Annotated in this window: 17 protein-coding genes and 1 tRNA gene; 12 read left to right on the forward strand and 6 right to left on the reverse strand. The window is 39.0% G+C overall.

Going from position 1 to position 16,778, the window contains the following annotated elements:
• Nucleotides 1-200 precede the first annotated feature (200 nt).
• Nucleotides 201-2,909: an AAA-like domain-containing protein gene (locus tag H6G77_RS35870; RefSeq protein ID WP_313954523.1), complete on the forward strand. Its 2,709-nt coding sequence runs from the start codon at nucleotides 201-203 to the stop codon at nucleotides 2,907-2,909.
• Nucleotides 2,910-3,166: 257 nt separating this feature from the next.
• Here the strand turns inward: H6G77_RS35870 and H6G77_RS25235 are convergent, their stop codons facing one another.
• Nucleotides 3,167-3,973: a phosphate ABC transporter ATP-binding protein gene (locus H6G77_RS25235; protein WP_190591110.1), complete on the reverse strand. Its 807-nt coding sequence runs from the start codon at nucleotides 3,971-3,973 to the stop codon at nucleotides 3,167-3,169.
• Nucleotides 3,974-5,107: 1,134 nt separating this feature from the next.
• On the opposite strand from H6G77_RS25235, the gene pstS reads away from it, so the two are divergent.
• The 5 genes from pstS to H6G77_RS25260 all read left to right on the forward strand — a co-directional run bounded on the left by pstS (nucleotide 5,108) and on the right by H6G77_RS25260 (nucleotide 9,513).
• A complete protein-coding gene (pstS, locus tag H6G77_RS25240; protein ID WP_190591108.1) occupies nucleotides 5,108-6,148 on the forward strand; it encodes a phosphate ABC transporter substrate-binding protein PstS in 1,041 nt (346 codons plus the stop codon).
• Nucleotides 6,149-6,291: 143 nt separating this feature from the next.
• On the forward strand, nucleotides 6,292-7,254 hold the full coding sequence (gene pstC, locus H6G77_RS25245; RefSeq protein WP_190591106.1) for a phosphate ABC transporter permease subunit PstC: 963 nt from the start codon (nucleotides 6,292-6,294) through the stop codon (nucleotides 7,252-7,254).
• A 9-nt stretch (nucleotides 7,255-7,263) separates the two neighbouring features.
• Entirely contained in the window at nucleotides 7,264-8,145 is an 882-nt protein-coding gene (gene pstA, locus H6G77_RS25250) for a phosphate ABC transporter permease PstA (protein WP_190591104.1), read from the forward strand.
• A 29-nt stretch (nucleotides 8,146-8,174) separates the two neighbouring features.
• Nucleotides 8,175-8,954, forward strand: a complete 780-nt coding sequence (gene pstB / locus H6G77_RS25255; protein WP_190591102.1) for a phosphate ABC transporter ATP-binding protein PstB — start codon at nucleotides 8,175-8,177, stop codon at nucleotides 8,952-8,954.
• 343 nt (nucleotides 8,955-9,297) lie between these two features.
• A complete protein-coding gene (locus tag H6G77_RS25260) occupies nucleotides 9,298-9,513 on the forward strand; it encodes a ribbon-helix-helix protein, CopG family (RefSeq protein ID WP_190675419.1) in 216 nt (71 codons plus the stop codon).
• Nucleotides 9,514-9,702: 189 nt separating this feature from the next.
• Here H6G77_RS25260 and H6G77_RS25265 read toward each other — a convergent pair whose 3' ends face one another.
• The 3 genes from H6G77_RS25265 to H6G77_RS25270 form a co-directional block, all read right to left on the reverse strand.
• Nucleotides 9,703-11,748 (reverse strand): FAD-dependent oxidoreductase, encoded by a 2,046-nt coding sequence (locus H6G77_RS25265; protein WP_190873038.1) that lies wholly within the window; start codon nucleotides 11,746-11,748, stop codon nucleotides 9,703-9,705.
• Between the two features lie 59 nt (nucleotides 11,749-11,807).
• Nucleotides 11,808-11,936, reverse strand: coding sequence for a hypothetical protein (locus H6G77_RS36340; protein ID WP_277880655.1), 129 nt, complete (start codon nucleotides 11,934-11,936; stop codon nucleotides 11,808-11,810).
• Nucleotides 11,937-12,075: 139 nt separating this feature from the next.
• Nucleotides 12,076-12,148 (reverse strand) — tRNA-Val (locus H6G77_RS25270).
• A gap of 93 nt (nucleotides 12,149-12,241) precedes the next feature.
• Here H6G77_RS25270 and H6G77_RS25275 point away from each other — a divergent pair.
• The 6 genes from H6G77_RS25275 to H6G77_RS25300 all read left to right on the forward strand — a co-directional run bounded on the left by H6G77_RS25275 (nucleotide 12,242) and on the right by H6G77_RS25300 (nucleotide 15,348).
• On the forward strand, nucleotides 12,242-12,847 hold the full coding sequence (locus H6G77_RS25275; protein ID WP_190675423.1) for a metal-binding protein: 606 nt from the start codon (nucleotides 12,242-12,244) through the stop codon (nucleotides 12,845-12,847).
• 363 nt (nucleotides 12,848-13,210) lie between these two features.
• On the forward strand, nucleotides 13,211-13,828 hold the full coding sequence (locus H6G77_RS25280) for a GerMN domain-containing protein (RefSeq protein WP_190675425.1): 618 nt from the start codon (nucleotides 13,211-13,213) through the stop codon (nucleotides 13,826-13,828).
• Between the two features lie 48 nt (nucleotides 13,829-13,876).
• A complete protein-coding gene (locus H6G77_RS25285) occupies nucleotides 13,877-14,125 on the forward strand; it encodes a hypothetical protein (protein ID WP_190873039.1) in 249 nt (82 codons plus the stop codon).
• A gap of 90 nt (nucleotides 14,126-14,215) precedes the next feature.
• Nucleotides 14,216-14,383: a hypothetical protein gene (locus H6G77_RS25290; RefSeq protein ID WP_190591094.1), complete on the forward strand. Its 168-nt coding sequence runs from the start codon at nucleotides 14,216-14,218 to the stop codon at nucleotides 14,381-14,383.
• A 50-nt stretch (nucleotides 14,384-14,433) separates the two neighbouring features.
• The gene (locus H6G77_RS25295; RefSeq protein WP_190591092.1) at nucleotides 14,434-14,829 is read left to right on the forward strand and encodes a beta-lactamase hydrolase domain-containing protein; all 396 of its coding nucleotides are present in this window, start codon (nucleotides 14,434-14,436) and stop codon (nucleotides 14,827-14,829) included.
• Nucleotides 14,830-14,988: 159 nt separating this feature from the next.
• Nucleotides 14,989-15,348: a hypothetical protein gene (locus H6G77_RS25300; RefSeq protein WP_190591090.1), complete on the forward strand. Its 360-nt coding sequence runs from the start codon at nucleotides 14,989-14,991 to the stop codon at nucleotides 15,346-15,348.
• A gap of 105 nt (nucleotides 15,349-15,453) precedes the next feature.
• Here the strand turns inward: H6G77_RS25300 and frr are convergent, their stop codons facing one another.
• Nucleotides 15,454-16,002 carry a ribosome recycling factor gene (frr, locus tag H6G77_RS25305; protein WP_190591088.1) on the reverse strand — a complete coding sequence of 183 codons (549 nt, stop codon included), beginning with the start codon at nucleotides 16,000-16,002 and terminating at the stop codon, nucleotides 15,454-15,456.
• Nucleotides 15,989-16,717 (reverse strand): UMP kinase, encoded by a 729-nt coding sequence (gene pyrH, locus H6G77_RS25310; RefSeq protein WP_062297013.1) that lies wholly within the window; start codon nucleotides 16,715-16,717, stop codon nucleotides 15,989-15,991. Before pyrH ends, frr begins: the two co-directional genes overlap by 14 nt.
• Between the last annotated feature and the right edge of the window lie 61 nt (nucleotides 16,718-16,778).

Consider the following 16,778-nt stretch of genomic DNA (forward strand, 5'->3'; position numbering starts at 1 on the left):
GTATAAGGGATAATGCACTGTACAACAAACCAAAAAACTATGGGCACAGTGATGTGCTTTTAAATACTAATTAGCTTTTTCAATCAATAGTTGAGTAAAATTCAGGACTTTTAAAATTCAGTTAAACTCAGGCAATATAAAAAACAATAAATATGGGAGAATTAGCTCTGAAACAGGCTTCAAGCATCTAAAAAATACCAGTGTCTGCCAAATTCAACACCAGCTATCAATATCAACCAGGTGGCAGCCTCCCACCTGATGCGCTTACTTATGTCGTGCGACAGGCTGATACTGAACTCTACGAAGGCTTATTAGCACTTGAGTATTGCTATGTCCTCAACGCTAGACAAATGGGGAAGTCTAGTTTGCGAGTGCGGACGATGAATAAGTTGCAAGCTCAAGGTTTTGCCTGTGCAGAGATTGAGTTAAGCGGCATTGGTAGCCAGCAAATTACGGCTACGCAATGGTATGGGGGGATTATTCAGGAATTGGTGAGCGGTTTTCAACTGCAAATAAATCGGCGCAGTTGGTTAAGAGAAAGGGATGATCTATCGCCTATCCAGTGCTTAAATGAATTTATCGAAACAGTATTATTGACTCAGATTCAGCAGAAAATTGTCATCTTTATCGATGAAATTGATAATGTGCTGGGTTTGAAGTTTTCTACCGATGAATTTTTTGCCTTGATTCGCCACTGTTATGAAAATCGAGCGATTAAACCAGCATATAGGCGACTGGCATTTGCTTTGTTGGGAGTGGCTTCACCGTCAGATTTGATTCAAGATAAACACTATTCTACACCTTTTAATATTGGTCGAGCAATTGAATTACAAGGGTTTAAACTCGCAGATAGCGAACCTTTAATAACCGGATTAGCAGGCAAAGTTAGCAATCCACAAGCCATATTAAAGGAGATTTTATATTGGACTAGTGGACAGCCATTCCTGACGCAAAAGCTATGTTGGTTAATTGTTAATTGCTGTAAGAATACAACAGAATATCTTCCAGATAATGAAAATGCAGCAGCGCCGTGGGTTGAGAAAATTGTGCAACAGAAAATTGTGAATAATTGGGAGGCTCAGGACGAACCAGAACATTTAAGAACAATACGCGATCGCATCCTCCGCAATACTCCCAAAACTATCCAATTACTGCAACTATATCAACAGATTTTACAACAAGGAGCAATCCCGGCTCAAAACTTCCCTGAGTACCTAGAATTACGTTTGTCTGGGCTTGTTACCCAACATCAAGGCAGTTTAACTATCAAAAACCCCATCTATGCTAAGATTTTCGATTTGGATTGGGTAAATCAAAAGTTAGCACTAGAACTTGCTAATTCCCCAATAGTCGTTACTGACTCTACCTTGATGTTTGTGGGCAGTATTGCTGATAGATCAGAAATAGCAGCAAATTATCAAGAAGATTCAAAGACTTTACAGCAGTATTGTCAACAATTTGCTGGGCAACTTATTCACTCAAGCGACGAAGGATTACTATTTTATTTTGAGAGTGCAGAAACAGCAGTAAATAGTGCAATAGAAATACAAAAAGCACTGGCAGCACCCACTAATTTGCTCAATCCAGATAAGCTGCTACATCGAATTGGTATTCATTGTGGACACATCGACAACCTCAATACAAAGCAGGCATTTTTCACAGATAATTATGTCATCCCCCAAAGGTTAGATTTATTGATGCAACTGCACGCAAAAGCTCAACCTGGCGGAATTTGTTTATCTCAAACTGTCTATGATAAAGTGAAAAATCATTTACCAGTTAATGTAGTTAGTTTAGGTCAGCATCATCTTAAAAATATCTCAGAACCTGTATTTTTATACCACATTAGTCCTTATCGTCCTGTGTCGATTAAAAATACTCCCGACTCTGTAAATCTCCCTTCTTACCCCAGTGGTGCAGTTCCCCTAGATTCTCCTTTTTACATAGAAAGAAGTGCGGTGGAAATGCAGGTTTATCAAGAGATTAGAAAACCCGGTGCATTAGTCCGTATTAAAGCACCAAGAGAAATGGGTAAAACTTCTTTACTCTTGAGAACTTTGCATGATGCGGCAAATCAAGGCTATCGCATTGTTAGCTTAAATCTAGAGCAAATTGACGACGTAATTTTGCAGAATTTACATCGGTTTTTACGCTGGCTATGCGCCAACATTACCCAGCAGTTAGAACTGGAAATGAAACTTGAAGATTATTGGGATGAAGATATCGGTAGTAAAATTAGTTGTTCCCTTTATTTACGTAACCATATATTAAAGCAAATAGATACTCCCATCGTTTTATCATTAGATGAAGTGCAATATCTGTTTGAGTATCCGTTAGTAGCTAAAGATGTTTTACCTTTATTTCGTTCCTGGTATGAGGAAGCTAAAAGAGAACCAATTTGGCAAAAGTTACGATTGATTATAGTTCACTCCACAGAAATTTATGTACCTCTGCAATTAAAACAATCCCCATTTAATGTAGGATTGCCAATAGAGTTAAACAACTTTAATTTAGAACAGGTACAAAACTTAGCTCAACGCTATGGACTCAATTGGACTGATGGACAAGAAGCTACACAACTAATGGCTATGGTAGAAGGACATCCAGCATTAGTACATCTGGCTATTTATCATCTCAGTTGCGGAGAAATCAGTTTTGCTCAATTCATTGATACCGCCGCAACATCAAGCGGAATTTATTCATCTCATTTACAACGTCATCAAGCAATATTACAAGAACAACCTGAATTAGCCAAAGCATTAGATACCGTCATAAATGCTCGACAACCGATATCATTAGATGCGAGTATGACTTATAAACTCAGCAGTATGGGACTGATCAAACAGTTAAAAGATAAAGTAATGCCAAGCTGTGAGTTATATCGACAATACTTTACCTTTCTGCAATAGCCTCACTTGACCATTTACTAGGATTTTAGGCAAACTACTACTCTCCCACCGGATACCGCCCATCTATAGCAGGGGACAGGTGACAGGGTTAAAAGCTTTGTGGTGTCTAAGTTTTATCATTTATCGATGTCCTAACCAACTTGACTACTGCTATATCTGCGTTTATCTGCTATTAATTATTCTTGCGTCTCATTGGGATAAGAACCGCTAGAGAGATATAAATTAAAATAAATATGAGTAACTTTCTTCTCTAGCTCCTAGCCTCTATTTTCATATTTACCACCAAGACGGGTTAACACATATTCCCGCGTGCGAACGTCAAGGGCGTTAGAGAAAATCTTTTTTGTAAGTCCAAATTCTACCATCTGCCCAATGCGATGTTCATTGGTAGAGAAAAAAGCTGTGAAATCAGATATGCGCGTGACTTGTTGTAAGTTATGGCTAATAATCACCATTGTTAATTCCGATCGCAAACGCAAACTCTGAATTAATCCTTCTACTTTTGTGGTTGCGACAGGATCAAGCCCAAAACAAGGTTCATCCATGAGAATAACTTTGGGTTTGACTGCTAAAGCACGGGCGATACAAAGTCGCTGTTGTTGTCCACCAGAAAGCTCTAAAGCAGATTTATGCAGCTTATTTTTGACTTCATCCCACAAATCAGCATCTTTGATGGCAGATTCGACAATTTGATCTAATTCCACCTTCGGCCGCCATCCCAGTATTTTCACCCCATAAGCAACGTTATCATAAACGCTCATCGGAAATAAATTTGGCTTAGGCAGCACCATACTAACTTGACGGCGTAGGCGATTTAAATTGACACGACGTTCATAAATGTTTTGATTGTAAAATTCTACTTTTCCCTCAACGTGAACTTCTGCTTCTAATTCATTCATCCGATTGAGGCATTTAATAAAAGTAGACTTACCACAACCACTAGGGCCAATAATTGCTGTGACTTTATCCTGGTAAATATCCATTGATATTCCTTCCAGGATTTTTTGAGTGTTGTAGTAAAGGCTGAGATTTTTAACTTTGATTGCTGCAATTAGCTTATTCATACCAGAAAATTGTAAGTGTATTGATGTTGACTAAACGCAATCATGAAAATCCGTGGCTTTATATACTACACTGGTGATCAAACTAAAAGTTGACTTTCTTCATTCAAGCTATACAGCAAATATACTGATATTAGATATCTGTATAAATTTAGGGTAAAAAGTTACTGCTGTTATCAATGTTTGCTGTAAAATATGTTACCATAAAAACCTAAAAAATTCGGTTTTTTGTTACTGAATTGCAGCATTTTCGGGATTAATTTTAATATATAACCTGCAATTAACAATATTTGAGACTACTTAAGTAAGCTCTTCTTTAAAAAAGCAAATTCTTTTTTAAAATTTGAATAAATTTATGATGGTAATTGATGATTTTTTGATGAATCGGGTAAATTAAGTAATTAGCTTAAAAGTAGAGATTAGGCGATCGCTACAATATTAAACCTGAAATATAAATAATACATGCTTGTAGTGAGTGCTGTTACTAACCGCACAGTTAATTTCTGATGTACCTATTTATAATCAAAATTTAATCTGATTAAAATCAATCATTAACCTCTCAATTTCCTCAAGAGGTTATTTTTACTACAAATAATATATTTATCACCTACTCCATATCAGCATGATTTCAACTGCTTGAAATGTATTGACTCAGCGTTTTAGGGGATAGAGGCTAGAAGAATCTACCTCATTGGAATGAATAACGCTGTAACAGTCATTCACTATTTATGAAGAGATAAATATTTGTTTTAGTGTTCCAATGAGTAGATTTATAATTTACTTCTTGGAAATTAGGCTGCTCGTTAAAAGACAGCAAAATAGTTTAACAATCGTAAGTTTTTGATTTAAAAATGCGGAAATAATTTCGTTTATATTGTTACAGGTAATTATTTTACATGCTAACAGTTTGATAGCGTAATTTTTAACTATATATAAATAAAAAATTATGTTTAATTCGCCAATTTTTCTATATTGTCGAAAATGGTTGATTGGGAGTTTAAAAACTAGTGATTAATTAATTTTTAACCATATTTAATCTGTTATTTACCATTGATTAAACTAATTTAATTATTTAAATAATACATATTTATATACACCTGCAAGTAAAGTAAAAATCTTGCCAAAATACGGAGAAATATGACCTTTTCGACCACCACTTTGTACCGAGCGTTTACTACTTCAGTCGTAGCATCTGCTGTTGCCTTGAGTCCTATTTTGTCAGCAGTTGCTCAGGCTGAAACTCTGAATGGTGCAGGCGCAACTTTTCCCGCTCCACTTTATGAAAGATATGCCCGTGAAGTGAGAAAGAAGCATCCAGAATTAAAAATTAACTATCAAGGAATTGGTAGTAGTGGCGGGATTCGTCAAATTACTGCGGGTACTGTTGACTTTGGTGGTAGTGATGCAGCTATGACAGATGCACAAATCGCCCAAGTTAAAAGAGGTGTCATATTAGTACCCACCGCAGGCGGCGCAGTTTCTGTTGTTTATAATCTCCCTGGTGTCAGCAACCTGAGATTATCTCGCGCTACATTGCCTGCTATTTTTTCTGGTCAAATCACCAACTGGAGCGACGCTAAAATCAAAGCTGATAATCCTGGTGTCAACTTACCCAATCAACCGATTAAATTTGTAGTCCGCGCTGATGGTAGTGGTACAACTTTTATTTTCACCAACCACTTGAGTAATATTAGTGGTTATTTCAGAGGTAGAGTGGGTACAAGCACTGCGCCTAAATGGACTTTACCAAATGTTCTCAGAGGTAAAGGCAACCCAGGTGTAGCTGGTTTGGTAGCGCGTACTCCTGGTTCTATTGGTTATGTAGAATATGCCTTCGCTACCAAAAACAATTTAAGATCAGCACAAATACAAAACAAACAAGGCGAATTTGTTTCTCCTTCCTTACAAACTGCTAACGCAGCTTTATCATCTGTAAGATTCCCTGATAATTATCGCGTATTTGTTGGTGATCCAGCGCAAGGTTATCCCATTGTTGGTCTTACTTGGATGATGGTTTACAAGCAATATCCTACAGCAGCAAAAGCTGATGCTATTAGGAAATGGATTAATTGGGTACTCAAAGATGGTCAACAATATAATGATGACCTTAACTACACAAGAATTCCATCTGATGTTACCAATCGGGTATTACAAACGGTAAACAGTTCCGTCAAATAGAAGCGAATTTGTAACACAATTTCGTATAGATAAATAGGGTGGCTATAGCTCTCCCTATTTATAAATTTTTAAGTAACTGTAAGAAGCTTCTACTAAATAAAAATTTCCAGATTATTAAATTAAATAAATTAATATTTCTATTTATGACAAATTCATCTGAAGAAAATTTAGATTTAACCGCAACTAATGGAATAAATTCTTGGGTAGATAAAGGATTTACGTGGTTAACATATCTTTTCGCTACAATTACCGTCGCCATCTTGTTTGTGATGAGTTGGGTAATTTATAAAGAGGCTCAACCAGCAATTGAGAAGTTTGGTATTGGGTTTTTCTGGGGTCAAGATTGGGATACGGGTAATCAGGTTTTTGGGGCGTTACCTTATATTTATGGAACTTTAGTGAGTAGTGCGATCGCAATTTTATTTGCTATCCCCGTCGGCATTGCAATTGCAATAGTCACTAGCGAAAATTTCTTACCCATATCTGTTAGAAGCACATTAGCATTTGTTGTTGAGTTAATAGCTGCAATTCCTAGTGTAATTATTGGCTTGTGGGGAATCTTTGTATTTATTCCAGCTTTAGAACCGTTACAAAAATGGTTAGCAATTCATTTTAATTGGATACCGATATTTAACTCGGTAGATCCTATCGGCACAAATATGTTAACCGCAGGCATTGTGTTAGCGATTATGATTTTGCCGACAATGGCTGCTATTAGCCGCGATGTTTTACTTGCTATACCCAAAGAATTACGCAGTGCCTCAATGGCTTTGGGTAGCACACGTTGGGAAACCATTTTTCGGGTGTTATTGCCAGCAGGATTTTCTGGTATTGTCAGTGCAGCAATGCTGGCTTTGGGTAGAGCCTTGGGTGAAACAATGGCTGTCACTCTTGTGATTGGTAATTCTTCTCAAATCAGTGCTTCTTTACTTGACCCAGCCTACACAATTCCCTCAATATTAGCCAATGAATTTGCAGAAGCTGAACCAGGATTACATATTGGCTCATTGAGTTATTTAGGGTTGATTTTGTTTGGATTGACCTTAGCTGTAAATATTGCTGCAAGGTTATTTGTGCGGTGGTTTAGTAATAAAAATAAATCATAAATTAAAGATATGACCGATTCTCAAAATTCGCAAATAGATGAATCTTTATTGGCAAAAGAATTATATGCTCCACTGCCAACAAGTAGACAATTATTTACTTATAGTATGAATGCGATCGCCTTTGCATTCACAGGTTTAGCGTTAATTCCTTTAATATCAATTTTATGGGAAATTATCAAACGCGGTTTCTCCAGTTTGAGACCAGAGATGTTTGTCAAATCAGTGATTGATTATGGCTTGGGTAATGCTATTATAGGCACGATTACAGTTGTAATGATTGGCTCAATATTCAGTCTGCCAATTGGGATATTAACAGGGATATTTTTAGCAGAATTTAATCAAGTTAACCCAGCATCGCAATTTGTTCGCTTCATCACCACAATTTTGACTGGTGTACCTTCAATTATTGTTGGTATTTTTGCTTACGGTGTAATTGTGTTAGTTACTAAAGGATTTAGCGCAGTTGCAGGTGGCTTTGCTTTAGCTGTGTTGATGTTACCTATCGTGATTCTGACAACAGAAGAAGCATTAAAATTAGTTCCTAAAGACCAACGCCTTGCGTCTGCTGCTTTGGGTGGGACGCGGTTTCAGACAACATTTCGCATTGTAGTAACTGCGGCTTTACCTGCAATTACTACAGGTATTTTACTCGCGATCGCCCGCGCCGCAGGTGAAACAGCACCCCTAATTTTCACGGCATTATTTAGTTTAGATTGGTCTCCAGGATTGCTGAGTCCCACAGCTTCGTTACCTGTATTAATTTTTAATCTGTATAACGACCCAGACCCCGAAAAAAATCAATTGGTTTGGACTACTGCTATCGTCTTACTTGGCTTAGTTATTTGTGTGAGTTTGATTTCACGCTTAGTCACAAGTAAGAAAAAAATTTAATTGAAACTTATTTACTGCTTTTACTAAATATGAATAATCTCAATCCTGCCATCAAAGTTAAAAATCTCAGCTTTTACTACAACACTTCTAAAGCAATTGAAGGCATATCAATAGATATTTATCAAAATCAAGTAACGGCAATAATTGGCCCTAGTGGTTGTGGGAAATCAACTTTTATCAAAACTCTCAATCGGATTAGTGAATTAGAAGGGCCAGTCAAAGTAGAAGGAAAAGTAGAGTTCTTTGGTCAAAATATTTACGACTCAAAAATTAACGTCAACCGCCTGCGTCGTCAAATTGGGATGGTATTCCAAAAACCAAATCCCTTTCCGATTAGTATTTATGAGAATGTCGCTTATGGAGTCAGAATAGCAGGTAGGCGATCGCAAACAGAAGTAGATGAAATTGTCGAGTCAGCTTTAAAAGGTGCAGCTTTGTGGGACGAGGTAAAAGATAAACTCAATAAATCTGCATTAGGACTTTCTGGAGGTCAACAACAACGACTCTGTATAGCCCGTGCTTTAGCCATTAAACCCAAAGTACTGTTAATGGATGAACCTTGTTCAGCACTTGACCCCATAGCAACGATGAAAGTCGAAGAATTAATTCACAGTCTGCGTTCAGAATTAACAATTGCCATTGTTACCCATAACATGCAGCAAGCAGCCCGCGTCTCTGATTTTACAGCTTTCTTTAGCACCGACGAAAGCCGAATTGGTCAAATGGTGGAATTTGGTGTCACAAATCAAATATTTTATAACCCCATCGATGCGCGTACCCATGACTATGTTTCAGGGCGTTTTGGTTAATTCCTTAGCTGCAATTTTATTATGCGATCGCACTTACTCATGTTCTTCTGGGCATAAGTCCTGTGAGCAATCCAATCAAATTCCTATACTATACTATAGTATAGCAATCCTAAATGAATTACAAACGAAACATTCGCAGGATCGCTTATTTACAAGCCTTCCAGATTGCTTCTGTTTACATCTCAAATAGGATTGCTATAGCAATCCTAAATCATTTGTGAAATTCTCTTTCTTTTCTTTCTTTGTGTCCTTTGCGTCCTTTGCGGTTCGTTAAAAAGAATACTTTTTCACAACTCAGATAGGATTGCTATATGAATTATTTTTACTACTAATTGCTAGGAAGATGAAAGTCGAAAAACTATCTATTTCTTTGCCACTGAATTTAGTGGAGTTTATCGAAAATTACAAGCTGAATAAAGGATGTAAATCTCGTTCTCAGGTAATTGAACAAGCATTAGAATTGCTGCGAAATCAAGAACTAGAAGAAGCTTACCGCCAAGCATCTGCTGAAATTGATAGTGCTTGGGATGTAACAATAGCAGATGGTTTAACAATTTAAAAGCAGAAATGATGATATAGCATTTACTAGTCTACTGAGGTACAAATTTATCTATTTTCATCTGCGTCCATCCGCGTCCATCTGCGGTTAATTATTTTTTCCTGTACTTCACTGAGTCGAGAACCGCTATAAATCAGGACTGAGAATGAACATAACAGATTTCTCATTCCCAATCCCTCAAACTATTAACTATCGCCAATCTTCCCAATTTTGATTAAAAATTGAAGTGTCAGGGAAAGCGGTAGGATTGCCGTTTTTTTCTAATAAACTTTTTAAGGCTTGCAGTTGCGGTTCTGCTTTGGGTAAATCATCCACGAGTTGATAAGGTGCAATTTGATTTTTTAAAGCAAAAGCAGTCACAGTTCCCGCCGCCGCACCAGAAGACCATTCAAAAGAATGTACGCGATATGCAGCCGCAGCAATATGGCTGGTAGCAATACTCTTTCCACCCACAATTAAATTATCAATCTTTTGAGGAATCATTGCCCGCAGTGCAATTTGGAACGGATAAGCTTGTCCTGCGCCGCGCCTTTCTCCCGGACGTTCTTTATTTCCTGGGGCTTCTGGCGGACTTTGAGTCATGCAAGGATGAAAGTCGATGGCGTAGTGACCAATACCCACAGCATCAGGATAAATTGTGGAACGGCTACGACGTAAGGATTTATCTGGTGAGACTTGACCAGTAATTACAGATGCAGCCTCTAAACCTGCGAGTGTTGCTTTTAACTGACGATAGGTATCCGCAGATAAGGTTTTACGATAATACTCATCGTTGTAGTTGCGGCGAGAAATATCAACTTCCCAAATCATAAAACCTTCCGGTTGTCCCCAACTAGGACGACCAATAATTCGCCTACCTTCTCGCATATAGGGATATTTTGATAAGCCATGCACTGTCCCCATTGGAGAATTTAACCCGGACAGAAATCGATTATTCGTTTGCTGTTGCTTCACACCCTTACCTAACTGAGAATCTGTAGTTCCCTTTACCAGCCAGTAATAATAAGCCAGGGCATTTTCCTCACCTCTGCGGAGGGTTTCTGTCCGCAGTCCTCCCATCCAACCGCCTGGTTTTAACTGTCCTGTAGCTTGCAGTTGTTGGCGAGTGTAAATCAAGTTATCTTTGGCTGTTCCTGGACGGTAGTCGTTACCCCAAGTCCAGTTTTGCATTGAGATATCCCCTGGTGTGGGTGCAGTGAATCTCACACCGTTAAATTGTGTGGGTTTTCCAGGATTTGGATGCCAGATTCGGCGGTAGGTGAAAACTAAGCCAAAATCTGCTAATCTTTTTAACTCATAGCTGAAATATGGTGAATACTGTAAATAGAATGGGGGCATGGTTTGGGGTTGCGGTTCCTTGGTAGCCTCCATTGCAAAGGTATAAGTAAAACCTTGGGTACAGTAAGGATCATTGCTGGTGCTGGAAGAAGATGGTTCGAGGAAAGAACGCGCATCAATACCCAAACGATAGGGAACATCAGCTAAGGCGATGATTTCGCCAGTTTCGCTGGCATCAATCACATACCACTGGGGAGAATTGTTGGTGGTTGGTTTTTTGGGAACCTTGGGAACAAAGCGGATAATTTTTTTACTTAACCGCGATGAATTTTGGTAGCGATGGGCATCTTCAATGGTTTGAGATAAGGTAAAAGTGTTGAGAGGTGGTGCGCCTTTGGCTGGTTGATGTTGAATTGCGATCGCACCTTCAATGATTTTCCGATTCTGACTAATATTTAATTCCTTAATTACTGTGTTGGGAAACCATTCCAACTTACCTTTACCCTTTTTTTCGGCATCCTTGAGCATTTGCGTCATAATGATGTGTGCATCACGAGGCAGAAAACAAGAATCACTTACCCAGCACTCACCAGGGTTAAGTTTGCCGTAATAGCGTTGAATCCGGTTGCGTAATTCAGTATAGCCGCGAGAATAGAATTGGCGATCGCGTTGAGTTGGTCGTTCATCTAACGCAGATGTCCCCTGAGATGAAATTTGTCCCCCCAACCAGTCGGTAATTTCTGTCAAACATACTGTTCGTCCTGCTAGTAACCCCTCGTAAGCCGTGGCTACTCCAGATAGTCCACCACCTACTACCAACATCTCGCAGTTGACCGTTTTATCTGGGGTTCTTGGTGGTGCAGCAACAATAGTAGACTCAGGTAACAAATATGTGGAAACTAAGCTAACACTGAAGAGTAATGCTTGAAAACCAGCTACTTTGTGTCTGCGCTTCATGATGAGAAAACTTTTTCTACTCCTTTGCCAACTTGTAGACGGTACCATTTCCGAAATGTTCACCACAAGTCACTGAAGAGGTATGGCAGTGCGGCACGTAAAGATAAGCGATCGCCCCTTACCCTCACCTTTACCCCAATCTTCCCCGCAGCTAGTCGCTCGTTTACTGCTTCAATTGTCCACTTCATTGACCTAAAATTGACCTAAAATAGTTCTGGGATTTGGGGTAACTTGGGGTGATTTAGGGTAATAATACCACCTCAAATCGTGGAGGCAAGATTATGCTTCCAATTAAAAAAGCTGCCACAAGGACAGCTTTTTAAGATATGGGCAGTACCAGACTCGAACTGATGACATCCTGCTTGTAAGGCAGGCGCTCTACCAACTGAGCTAACCGCCCGTTTGCGCTCACAATTAAATAATATAGCAAAATATTTTGAATCGCGCTAGTATTTTTGAGAAAAATTTTTTGAATATTTTTGAGAACCTTTAAATGCCCTCTGGTCGAACGCACGATCGCATTACTCTGTGGGCTTTGCCGTTGGTGGCGGGTGTGGCTTTTTGGCAGACCCGCAGTAGCAGCGTGACCTTGCTGGTGGCTGGTGGGTTTATGTTTGGCGGCTTGATGTTTGGCCCTGACTTAGATATTTACTCTCGGCAATATCAACGCTGGGGTTATTTGCGCTGGATTTGGCTACCTTATCAAAAAAGCCTGCGTCATCGTTCTTTTTTATCGCATGGGCCGATTATTGGGACGACACTGCGAGTCATTTATCTTTCCTGCTTGTTAGCGATCGCAGCATTGATAATTTTGGTAATTTTTGAAAAACTGGGAAACACAAAATTTAACTGGTCAGCTTTGGGTGAAAATATTCAAAAATCGCTACTTGGCTATGGTACAGAATATCTTGCCCTGTTTCTTGGCTTAGAACTCGGCGCGATGAGTCATTCTTTGAGTGATTGGTGTGGTTCTGCATATAAGCGAATGCAAAAGCAGGGGATTAGCGGTTTACTCCCTACCAGCAAAGTCAAAAAGCGCAAAGTATCACGCCGTGTTCGTCCGTCGAAACCTGGAAGTAGTACAAAAAGGCAAAAGTAAAAAGTCAAAAGGAAAAATAAATATACACCCCTATACCCTTTCACCCTCACACCCAATCCCCACAGAAAATTTTGATGCGTCAGTCCTGCTAATAAAGAAACTCCCTCACAAGTTCCTCAAATTGTTCTTCTAAATTAAAAGTGTAGGTAATACCAATTTGAAAAATGATTGCGACAAATGGGTTACTGAAAAGCTCACCAGTAAGCAATTTCCCAATCCAAAATCCAAAATCTAAAATCCAAAATGTTATAACTAGCGATCGCCTTTAGTTGGTTGACTCCATCTCATACCCACTAAGACCAAACATCAGCATAAATGCTTTTTGGTGTTTGTTCGCACTCAGACGGTTTACAGGAGTTCGTTATGAAAACCCAACGCAACTATTTAGCATATAGAGGAGAAGCGATCGCTGCTTCGACGCTAGTTATCTTGGCACTATTTGGAGGAACTACTTGGTGGAGTCGGCAAATCACCAATCCTACAACCCAAGCCAATAATTCAGCAGTAATTATTGCCTCAAAATCTGCACCAGCAGTAGCAGCAATACAACCGCAAACTTACTGGTTAAAATTTGACAACAACCAAATTCATCTAGTACCTCAACCTGTAGAAGTAAAAGCCGGACTAACCTCAGAAGCAGCTTTAAAATTAGCTTTCACTCATCTATTAACAACTCCTAAAACTGCTGACTTAAGTACCACAATTCCCCCAGGTACAAAATTATTAGATTTACGAGTGACTCAAGCTGGAATTTATGTCAATCTCTCGTCAGAGTTTAGTCAAGGTGGTGGTAGTACTTCAATGGCTTATCGTTTAGCACAGGTTGTCTATACTGCTACTAGTATTGACCCAACAGCTAAAGTTTTTGTCTCGGTTGCAGGCAAACCAATCGATATAGCTCATCCACTTGGTGGTGAAGGGTTAATTTTGCGACAACCAATTACAAGGCGACAATTTGCCGAAGATTTTACGATTTCTTGATTGCTTGAGTTACTGTTTTGTTTCATCTATATCTCAACCTGCACTACTATGGCAAAAAATCATAATTTTTTCCTGAAGAATTTTATTATTTTATGGCATTTCCTTAACCAACCACTTTTCCGATGCAAGACATTATTCAACCCATTTAAGTTTTGGCAACTTTACCACATACACGAGGATTTAGAACGCCTCTGGAATTATGACACCATTCAATTTTTAGATAAATGCTGTAATTTCGACACAATTAACCTATTAGAGAGATGTTTAGCCATAGAAAATGAGGCCAACCAAGATTAAGTCTACTAAAAGTCAGAATTGGCGAGAAGAAAATTTAAATAAAGCATTTACTAAAGTTTTTCACATCAAAATCAAATAGGAGAAAAATATATGTCTATTAGCAAAATTATCAAAACAATTACAGATGGTATAGCAAAAGTTGTCACCTATATCTCAGGTGCAGCTAGTAGAATTTTTAGCCCCAGAGATGATAACTACCCAGAAACGGGAGTTCAACCATTTGAAGGTGATATTGCTAACAATAAACGTAGGCATTAAGGATAAATGGGCGACTAAGTAAGTCGCCCCACTCAACTAAGGCGGCGAACATGATTACTGTTAGGAAAATTAACGATGAATTAGCGATCGCAGGACAAATTACCTTAGATCAGTTAAAGCAATTAGCTGAGGAGGGCTACCAGTCTGTAATTAATTTGCGATCGCCCGATGAAACCAGCTCACTAGACAACGAAAAAGAAAAAGTTGAGTTGTTAGGATTACAGTATATTAATTTTCCTACTAATCTTGGAGAAATTAATCATCAAGCAGCACTTGATATCTTTCAAGTAATCAACAAATCGCCAAAACCAACTTTAATTCATTGTGATGATTCCATCCGTTCAGCAGCAATAGTACTTTTATATATTGCTACTAAACAAGGAATCACTTTTGAAAAAGCTCTCCAACAAACTATCAATTTAGGCTTAATTTCGTCTCACTGTTGAAATTTGATCTAGGAATCTGCTGGCTTTTTTAGAAATTAAATCCGAGCCCCAGATATTTGACCGCAATTTAGGATCAATTCTTTCTAGTAATTTACAAAATCACCTTGATAAATTGGTGACTCATGATCATAAAGCTACATTCAAGAGAGGCGATTTAAAATGACTAAAACCCTATTAAATCTAACCATAAGATTAGTTCTTCAAGAACTTGAAGGAATTTTAGAAACTTACCCTCATCATCCTTATCAAGAAGCCTTTGCCAATCCTGATATGCGGCAAAATCTCATTGCTTATATTTTAAGTAGAATTCCTAATCAATACATTACAGTTGATGAGGTGGAAAAACCAAAATTTATTTGTTCAGAATCTATGTGTCGTTCTTTAGAAAGCACACTACACATAGAATCAATTATTCGCCAAGGTGTTGAAAAAATTCTAGGTGAACAAGCACAGAATCTTCATCGCTATATCCCAGAAGCAGTTGATCCAAATTTGGCTGCATCTCATTGGTTTGGTTGATATATAGCAGTTTTATTTGAGATAGGAAAAACAGACAAGGGGGAGCCACTGCGTTGGACGAGTTTCCTGGCTCCCTCCGTGGCGTGACTTTTCAGACTTCAGACTTTAGACAGTTGAGATGTCTTTTTCTTTTTCTGCTAACAATTCGCTGATTTTAGCAGTGTATTTGTCTGTGAGTTTTTGCAGTTTATCTTGTTGGTCTTTAGCTTCATCCTCAGAAATTTCTGAAGCTTTTTCCTGCTTCCGAATTGCATCGATCGCATCACGGCGGATGTTCCGAATCGCTACACGACCTTCTTCAGCATACTTAGCAGCAATTTTAACCAGTTCTTTACGGCGATCGCTAGTTAACGGCGGAATATTTAGCCGAATCACAGAACCATCGTTACTGGGTGTTAAGCCCACATCCGAAAGGGAAATTGCTTTCTCAACAGTGTTCAAACTGCTTTTATCGTAAGGCTGAATCAGAATTGTTGTTGCATCTGGCGTGCTAATATTCGCCAGGGATTTTAAGGGTGTTGGTGAACCGTAATAATCCACCGTCACTTTATCTAATAAACTGGCATTGGCGCGACCAGTGCGAATTGTATTAAATGCCCGTTGAGTTGCCTCAACAGTTTTTTGCATCGTACTCTCAGCTTCAGCTAATTTCACAAGAACCTCCCACAAGGGTGCCGATTGATTCTCCCATGACTGCGCGGCGGATGTTACCTCGCACCGTTAAGTCAAATACCAGAATTGGGATGTTGTTTTCTTTACACAAGGCAATCGCAGTACTGTCCATTACCCGCAAATCATGTGTCAAAACGTGTGCATAAGTCAGGCTAGTAAAACGTTTGGCATTAGGATGTATTTGGGGGTCAGCATCATATATTCCATCCACTTTGGTGGCTTTAAAAATCGCTTCTGCATCAATTTCTGCGGCTCTCAATGCCGCAGCCGTGTCAGTGGTAAAGAAGGGATTTCCCGAACCAGCACCAAAAATTACCACCCGCCCTTTTTCAAGATGACGGATGGCGCGACGACGAATATAAGGTTCTGCTAACTCTTGCATGGCGATCGCAGTTTGTACGCGCGTCTGTACACCTATTCGTTCTAGCGAATCTTGTAGCGTCATGGCATTCATTACCGTGGCAATCATACCGATGTAGTCAGCCGTTGCCCTATCCATCCCCGCCGATGCCGCTTTTACGCCACGAAAAATATTGCCGCCGCCAACGACTATGGCGATTTGAACGCCAGTGGCTATCACCTCTGCTACTTCTTGTGCTATCTCTTTGACCACTTCTGGATCAATACCATAGCCCATGTTGCCCATTAAGGCTTCACCGCTTAGTTTGAGTAAAACCCGTCGGTAATTCGTTCCCATGAAGTTACGCTTTATCGAAAAAGTTGCAATTGCCTCCAATTTAAGATAGCAGCACAATGAC

Origin of the sequence: Aulosira sp. FACHB-615 (assembly GCF_014698045.1) — a bacterium.
GTDB lineage: Bacteria > Cyanobacteriota > Cyanobacteriia > Cyanobacteriales > Nostocaceae > Nostoc_B.

Bases quoted from the DNA above. Each gene is read 5' to 3' on its own strand.
- H6G77_RS25235 (WP_190591110.1), bottom strand. From the start codon at position 3,973: ATGAATAAGCTAATTGCAGCAATCAAAGTTAAAAATCTCAGCCTTTAC.
- pstS (WP_190591108.1), top strand. From the start codon at position 5,108: ATGACCTTTTCGACCACCACTTTGTACCGAGCGTTTACTACTTCAGTC.
- pstC (WP_190591106.1), top strand. From the start codon at position 6,292: ATGACAAATTCATCTGAAGAAAATTTAGATTTAACCGCAACTAATGGA.
- pstA (WP_190591104.1), top strand. From the start codon at position 7,264: ATGACCGATTCTCAAAATTCGCAAATAGATGAATCTTTATTGGCAAAA.
- pstB (WP_190591102.1), top strand. From the start codon at position 8,175: ATGAATAATCTCAATCCTGCCATCAAAGTTAAAAATCTCAGCTTTTAC.
- H6G77_RS25260 (WP_190675419.1), top strand. From the start codon at position 9,298: ATGAAAGTCGAAAAACTATCTATTTCTTTGCCACTGAATTTAGTGGAG.
- H6G77_RS25265 (WP_190873038.1), bottom strand. From the start codon at position 11,748: ATGAAGCGCAGACACAAAGTAGCTGGTTTTCAAGCATTACTCTTCAGT.
- H6G77_RS36340 (WP_277880655.1), bottom strand. From the start codon at position 11,936: ATGAAGTGGACAATTGAAGCAGTAAACGAGCGACTAGCTGCGGGGAAG.
- H6G77_RS25275 (WP_190675423.1), top strand. From the start codon at position 12,242: ATGCCCTCTGGTCGAACGCACGATCGCATTACTCTGTGGGCTTTGCCG.
- H6G77_RS25280 (WP_190675425.1), top strand. From the start codon at position 13,211: ATGAAAACCCAACGCAACTATTTAGCATATAGAGGAGAAGCGATCGCT.
- H6G77_RS25285 (WP_190873039.1), top strand. From the start codon at position 13,877: ATGGCAAAAAATCATAATTTTTTCCTGAAGAATTTTATTATTTTATGG.
- H6G77_RS25290 (WP_190591094.1), top strand. From the start codon at position 14,216: ATGTCTATTAGCAAAATTATCAAAACAATTACAGATGGTATAGCAAAA.
- H6G77_RS25295 (WP_190591092.1), top strand. From the start codon at position 14,434: ATGATTACTGTTAGGAAAATTAACGATGAATTAGCGATCGCAGGACAA.
- H6G77_RS25300 (WP_190591090.1), top strand. From the start codon at position 14,989: ATGACTAAAACCCTATTAAATCTAACCATAAGATTAGTTCTTCAAGAA.
- pyrH (WP_062297013.1), bottom strand. From the start codon at position 16,717: ATGGGAACGAATTACCGACGGGTTTTACTCAAACTAAGCGGTGAAGCC.